We start from the raw sequence: 5,102 nt of genomic DNA on the forward strand, positions 1-5,102 counted from the left end.
TTTCACAGATTACTCTGATACTTCCTTTTCTTTTAATGATTATGCATTTTTCGCAAATCGGTTTTACTGATGATCTAACCTTCATGGTAAATCCTCCTTTCACACCATTTAACGCCCGGTATTTGGGCATACTGCGACACCGAAACATGGTGTCTTCACAAAAAGTTCGACTCAAATTATAACACGAATATATTGGAAAAGCAAGCAAAATATTAACTTTTTTTACTTATCTCTCCAAATAATACGGCCTTTATCTAAATCGTACGGTGATAATTCGATTGTAACTTTGTCACCCGGAAGAATACGAATAAAATTCATACGTAATTTTCCGCTGATGTGTGCTAATACCACATGTTTATTTTCCAATTCTACTTTAAACATCGCATTTGGTAATTTCTCTAACACAGTTCCTTCTACTTCAATAACATCTACTTTTGACATTTAAAAACCTCCTGAAACTTTCTTCACCTGATTGACATTATCTATTTTCTGTGATTGCGATAATGCTTAATTGCTCGTTTGATCTCTTCATTTTTAAGTGACTCCATAGGTGCACCACACAATTCCTCTGGAACCATGCGGATCACCTGGATATGCTTAGTCTTCTTCTTCTTAGGATGTTCCAGGGGTTTTAACCTGCCATCCGTCAGATATACATATTCACCATCTATGGCACTTATTACATACAGACAGTCCTTATCGTGACCGGCTCTTGATATAGCCAGCATTCCTATCTCAAATCTTTCCATTTTTTGCCCTCATTATTCATCTATACGGCCTAAAGTTAAAATTTCAGGCTCATCTTCCGTAATCAATACGGTATTTTCATAATGAGCAGACCAGGAACCGTCTTCTGTCACTACCGTCCAGTCATCATCCAGCCACTCTACATCATAGCGGCCGGCATTAATCATTGGCTCAATAGCCAGGGTCATTCCAGGCTGAAGGCGGATACCTCTGCGCTTCTGTGCAAAATTGGGAATCTGAGGATCCTCATGCAGGCTGGTTCCTATTCCATGTCCAACCAGATCACGGACTACGCCATAGCCAAAGCTCTCAGCATATGCCTGAACCGCTGCTGAAATCTCATGCAGATGATGTCCTGCCCTTGCAAATTTGATCCCCTCAAAGAAAGACTGTTTTGTTACTTCAATCAGTTGTTTTGCTTCCTTGCTGATTTCACCTACCCCATGGGTTCTGGCTGCATCAGAGTGAAAGCCTTTGTAGATAAGTCCTGCATCCAGGCTGACGATGTCTCCTTCTTGTAAAATACGGCTTTTAGAAGGAATTCCATGTACGACTTCGTCGTTAACGGAAACGCAGATTGATGCCGGATATCCATTATAATTCAGAAAATTAGGAGTACAGCCAAAGCTTCTGATAATCTGCTCGCCAAGCTGATCGATTTCCAGGGTGGATATTCCCGGTTTGATCGCCTTTGCCAATTCATTATGAGTTATCTCAAGTAATCTTCCAGCTTCTCTCATAAGTTCAATTTCTTTTGCAGACTTTATTGTTACTGACATAGTGTTACACTCCTAATATCTGTACGATAGCGGTAAATACGTCTTCCATATCTACAGTGCCATCTACTTCTTTTAATATTTGCTTACTGCTGTAATACTCAATCAACGGCTGTGTCTGATCATGGTATACATCCAGACGCTTCTTAACTGTTTCCGGTTTGTCATCTTCTCTTAAAATCAGCTTATCACCGTCTATGTCACAGAATCCTTCCTTTTTGGGAGGGTTATATGCAACATGGTATGTAGCACCACAGCCTACACAAGCTCTTCTTCCGCCCATACGGTTGATGATATTTTCGTCCGGAACTTCTACATTAATTGCGAAATCCACTTTATCGCCTAATTTAGCAAGTGCTGCATCTAATGCTTCCGCCTGAGGAATCGTTCTTGGGAAACCATCCAGAACATAGCCATTTGCACAATCGCTCTGCTGTACTCTGTCCACTACCAGATCCACTACCAGCTCATCCGGCACTAACAGCCCCTGATCCATGTAAGTTTTCGCTTTCTTTCCCAGTTCCGTTCCGTTCTTAATATTGGCACGGAAAATGTCTCCTGTAGAAATATGCGGAATCTGATACTTATCTGCAATTTTCTTAGCCTGTGTTCCCTTACCGGCTCCAGGTGCACCTAACATGATTATTTTCATACTTTACCCCTACCTTTCTTTGGACATTTTTGATAATCCATAACATCTGTTCAAAACAATGAACAGATATTATCCATCCTATATAGCATTTAAGTGCACTACCCACCTACCGCTGTCTGCCTGTGCAGACAACAGTAAGTGATGCAGTACACTGTTTACTCACTTAAGAAGCCTTTATAATTACGTACTAACATCTGTGATTCAATTTGCTTTAATGTTTCCAGTACAACACCTACGATGATGATGATGGATGTACCACCAAAGGAAACATATGCACCAAATACTCCGTTAAAGAAGATTGGGATTATAACAACAATTGTAAGTCCTACAGCTCCCAAGAATACGAGATAATTTAATATTTTGTTTAAGTAATCTGTAGTTGGCTTTCCAGGACGGATACCCGGAATAAATCCACCTTGCTTTTTCATATTATCCGCTACTTCAATTGGATTGAATGTAATGGATGTATAGAAATACGCAAAGAAAATGATCAGAGCAATGTACAGTACCAAACCAACCGAATAAATCGGCTGTTTTGGACTAAACCAGTTGTTCTGGCTCATCATTCCAAGGATGGTTCCGCCAACGCCAGTTCCGCCGGTCTTCCCTAAGAACGATGCAATAACAGTCGGCATGGACATCAGGGAAGATGCAAAGATAACCGGAATAACTCCAGCTGTATTTACTTTCAGCGGAATATGTGTGGACTGGCCACCGACCATCTTCCGTCCCTGCATTTTCTTTGCATACTGAACAGGGATCCTTCTCTGTGCGTCATTCAAAAGTATAACTAGCACAACTGTAACCACTATAACTGCAAGGATTACTAATGCTGCCAGTGAACCGCGGGCAACAGATTTTCCTTTTACAAATGTAGTGTAGAGTGTAGTTAAATCAGAAGGGATTCTGGAAAGGATATTAATCATCAATACAATGGAAATACCATTTCCAACACCCTTTTCTGTGATACGTTCACCAACCCACATTAAGAAAGCAGAACCGGCTGTTAATGCAACTACAACCATAAATGCTTTCACGAAGTTCATATCCGGAATTAATCCTTTGTTACCAAAAACAATTGCCATGGCAATTGATTCAATTAATGCTAATGCTACCGTTACATAACGGGTAATAGCAGTAAGTTTCTTCCTGCCATCCTCCCCTTCTTTTTGCATTTCCTCTAACTTTGGTATTGCAATTGTAAGAAGCTGGATAATGATCGAAGATGTAATATAAGGTGTAATATTCAATGCGAATATTGACATCTTCTCGAAAGAGCCGCCGGTAAATGCACTAAAAAAATTAAATGCATCACCGGTCTGGTTTGAAAACCAATTGGCTAAGAATGTTCGATCCACTCCTGGAACAGGAAGCTGAGAGCCCAATCTTATTACTACCAGCATCAAAAACGTGAAGAAAATCTTTTTTCGTACTTCCTTAATTTTAAATGCATTTCGTAGCGTCTCTAACATTAGATCACCTCTGCTTTTCCACCAAGTGCTTCTATTTTAGTTTTTGCACCTTCACTGAAGGCATTTACTTTAACAGTAAGCTTCTTTGTAAGTTCACCGTTGCCAAGTATCTTAACGCCATCTTTTGGACTTTTAATAACACCTGCTTCCATCAATGTTTCAATGGTAACTTCGGTATCATTTTCAAATCTTTCAAGCTCGCTAACGTTGATAGCTTCAATTTCAAGAGTATTTCTGTTCGTGAAACCTCTCTTCGGGATACGTCTGTATAAAGGCATCTGACCACCTTCGAAGCCAATTCTTGGTGCTCCTGAACGAGCTTTCTGTCCTTTATGTCCTTTACCAGCAGTTTTACCGTTTCCTGAACCGTGTCCACGTCCTCTTCTGAAGTTATCACTGTGTTTCGAACCTTCAGCAGGCTGTAAATTTGATAAATCCATCTCGACACCTCCTTATCAATAATTTAGATTTCTTCTACTTTCACTAAGTGCTGTACTTGTTTAACCATTCCCATGGTAGCTGCATTGTTTGGTAACTCAACTGATTTATTTACTTTTTTCAGTCCCAAAGCTGCTACAGTTGCACAATGTTTTGGAATAGCACCGATTGTAGATTTAACTAATGTAACTTTTACTTTATCTGCCATTTTTCAAATCCTCCTTACGCCAGAATCTCTTCAACAGATTTTCCGCGAAGTCTAGCAACTTCTTCAGGAGACTTGATCTGTCTTAAGCCTTCGATTGTTGCAAGTACTACGTTTTGTTTATTGTTTGATCCTAAAGATTTTGTACGGATGTTTTTGATGCCTGCAAGCTCAAGTACGCTACGTGCAGGACCACCAGCGATAACACCGGTACCTTCAGGAGCTCTTTTTAACAATACGGAAGCACCACCGAATTTACCCTGAAAATCATGTGGGATACTAGCATTGTCATCTAAAGATACATTGATGAGCTTTTTAGCAGCATCTTCTTTTCCTTTACGGATAGCTTCTGGAATCTCAGTAGCTTTACCAAGTCCAGCGCCAACGTGTCCGTTGCCATCACCAACAACTACCAAAGCTGTAAAACGGAAGTTACGACCACCTTTAACAACTTTTGTAACACGTTTAATTGATACTACTTTTTCATTCAATTCTAAGCTGCTAGCATCAATAATTGTATGTTTCATGTGTTCTACCTCCTAAAATTCTAGACCAGCTTCTCTAGCTGCATCTGCTAATGCTTTGATTTTACCCTGATATATGAAGCCGCCTCTATCAAAGACAACAGTTGTAATACCTTTTTCCAAAGCCTTTTTTGCAATAACAGTACCTAAATATGCTGCTGCATCAACGTTATTGGTCTTTTCTAATTCCGCTTTTACATCCTTCTGAAGGGTGGAAGCTGAAACAAGTGTATTTCCAACTGTATCGTCAATAATTTGAGCATACATATGATTATTACTTCTAAACAC

At 39.8% G+C, this 5,102-nt stretch carries 10 protein-coding genes; all 10 read right to left on the minus strand.

Annotation, left to right across the window (positions count from 1 at the left end; genetic code table 11):
• A partial coding sequence (gene rpmJ, locus ACH2DQ_RS27480) for a 50S ribosomal protein L36 (RefSeq protein WP_395028711.1) occupies window positions 1–85 on the minus strand: 85 nt, incomplete at its 3' end.
• Window positions 86–222: 137 nt separating this feature from the next.
• Window positions 223–441: a translation initiation factor IF-1 gene (gene infA / locus ACH2DQ_RS27485; protein WP_027296201.1), complete on the minus strand. Its 219-nt coding sequence runs from the start codon at window positions 439–441 to the stop codon at window positions 223–225.
• Between the two features lie 41 nt (window positions 442–482).
• Window positions 483–749, minus strand: a complete 267-nt coding sequence (locus ACH2DQ_RS27490; protein WP_394913685.1) for a hypothetical protein — start codon at window positions 747–749, stop codon at window positions 483–485.
• A 12-nt stretch (window positions 750–761) separates the two neighbouring features.
• Window positions 762–1,526, minus strand: a complete 765-nt coding sequence (map, locus tag ACH2DQ_RS27495) for a type I methionyl aminopeptidase (RefSeq protein ID WP_394913684.1) — start codon at window positions 1,524–1,526, stop codon at window positions 762–764.
• 4 nt (window positions 1,527–1,530) lie between these two features.
• Window positions 1,531–2,175, minus strand: a complete 645-nt coding sequence (locus ACH2DQ_RS27500) for an adenylate kinase (RefSeq protein ID WP_394913683.1) — start codon at window positions 2,173–2,175, stop codon at window positions 1,531–1,533.
• A 155-nt stretch (window positions 2,176–2,330) separates the two neighbouring features.
• Window positions 2,331–3,647 (minus strand): preprotein translocase subunit SecY, encoded by a 1,317-nt coding sequence (secY, locus tag ACH2DQ_RS27505; protein ID WP_395028709.1) that lies wholly within the window; start codon window positions 3,645–3,647, stop codon window positions 2,331–2,333.
• A complete protein-coding gene (gene rplO / locus ACH2DQ_RS27510) occupies window positions 3,647–4,087 on the minus strand; it encodes a 50S ribosomal protein L15 (protein WP_394913681.1) in 441 nt (146 codons plus the stop codon). Before rplO ends, secY begins: the two co-directional genes overlap by 1 nt.
• A 23-nt stretch (window positions 4,088–4,110) precedes the next feature.
• On the minus strand, window positions 4,111–4,293 hold the full coding sequence (gene rpmD / locus ACH2DQ_RS27515; RefSeq protein WP_027296195.1) for a 50S ribosomal protein L30: 183 nt from the start codon (window positions 4,291–4,293) through the stop codon (window positions 4,111–4,113).
• A gap of 14 nt (window positions 4,294–4,307) precedes the next feature.
• Complete coding sequence (rpsE, locus tag ACH2DQ_RS27520) at window positions 4,308–4,817, minus strand: 30S ribosomal protein S5 (protein ID WP_044289690.1); 510 nt, start codon at window positions 4,815–4,817, stop codon at window positions 4,308–4,310.
• A 12-nt stretch (window positions 4,818–4,829) separates the two neighbouring features.
• Window positions 4,830–5,102 (minus strand): 50S ribosomal protein L18 (rplR, locus tag ACH2DQ_RS27525; protein ID WP_395028710.1); only part of this gene is annotated, 273 nt, incomplete at its 5' end.

It is taken from the genome of Robinsoniella sp., from assembly GCF_034124845.1.

What these genes read in the sequence shown, in the direction of transcription:
- infA (WP_027296201.1), bottom strand. Translation starts at nt 441, where the DNA reads ATGTCAAAAGTAGATGTTATTGAAGTAGAAGGAACTGTGTTAGAGAAA.
- ACH2DQ_RS27490 (WP_394913685.1), bottom strand. Translation starts at nt 749, where the DNA reads ATGGAAAGATTTGAGATAGGAATGCTGGCTATATCAAGAGCCGGTCAC.
- map (WP_394913684.1), bottom strand. Translation starts at nt 1,526, where the DNA reads ATGTCAGTAACAATAAAGTCTGCAAAAGAAATTGAACTTATGAGAGAA.
- ACH2DQ_RS27500 (WP_394913683.1), bottom strand. Translation starts at nt 2,175, where the DNA reads ATGAAAATAATCATGTTAGGTGCACCTGGAGCCGGTAAGGGAACACAG.
- secY (WP_395028709.1), bottom strand. Translation starts at nt 3,647, where the DNA reads ATGTTAGAGACGCTACGAAATGCATTTAAAATTAAGGAAGTACGAAAA.
- rplO (WP_394913681.1), bottom strand. Translation starts at nt 4,087, where the DNA reads ATGGATTTATCAAATTTACAGCCTGCTGAAGGTTCGAAACACAGTGAT.
- rpmD (WP_027296195.1), bottom strand. Translation starts at nt 4,293, where the DNA reads ATGGCAGATAAAGTAAAAGTTACATTAGTTAAATCTACAATCGGTGCT.
- rpsE (WP_044289690.1), bottom strand. Translation starts at nt 4,817, where the DNA reads ATGAAACATACAATTATTGATGCTAGCAGCTTAGAATTGAATGAAAAA.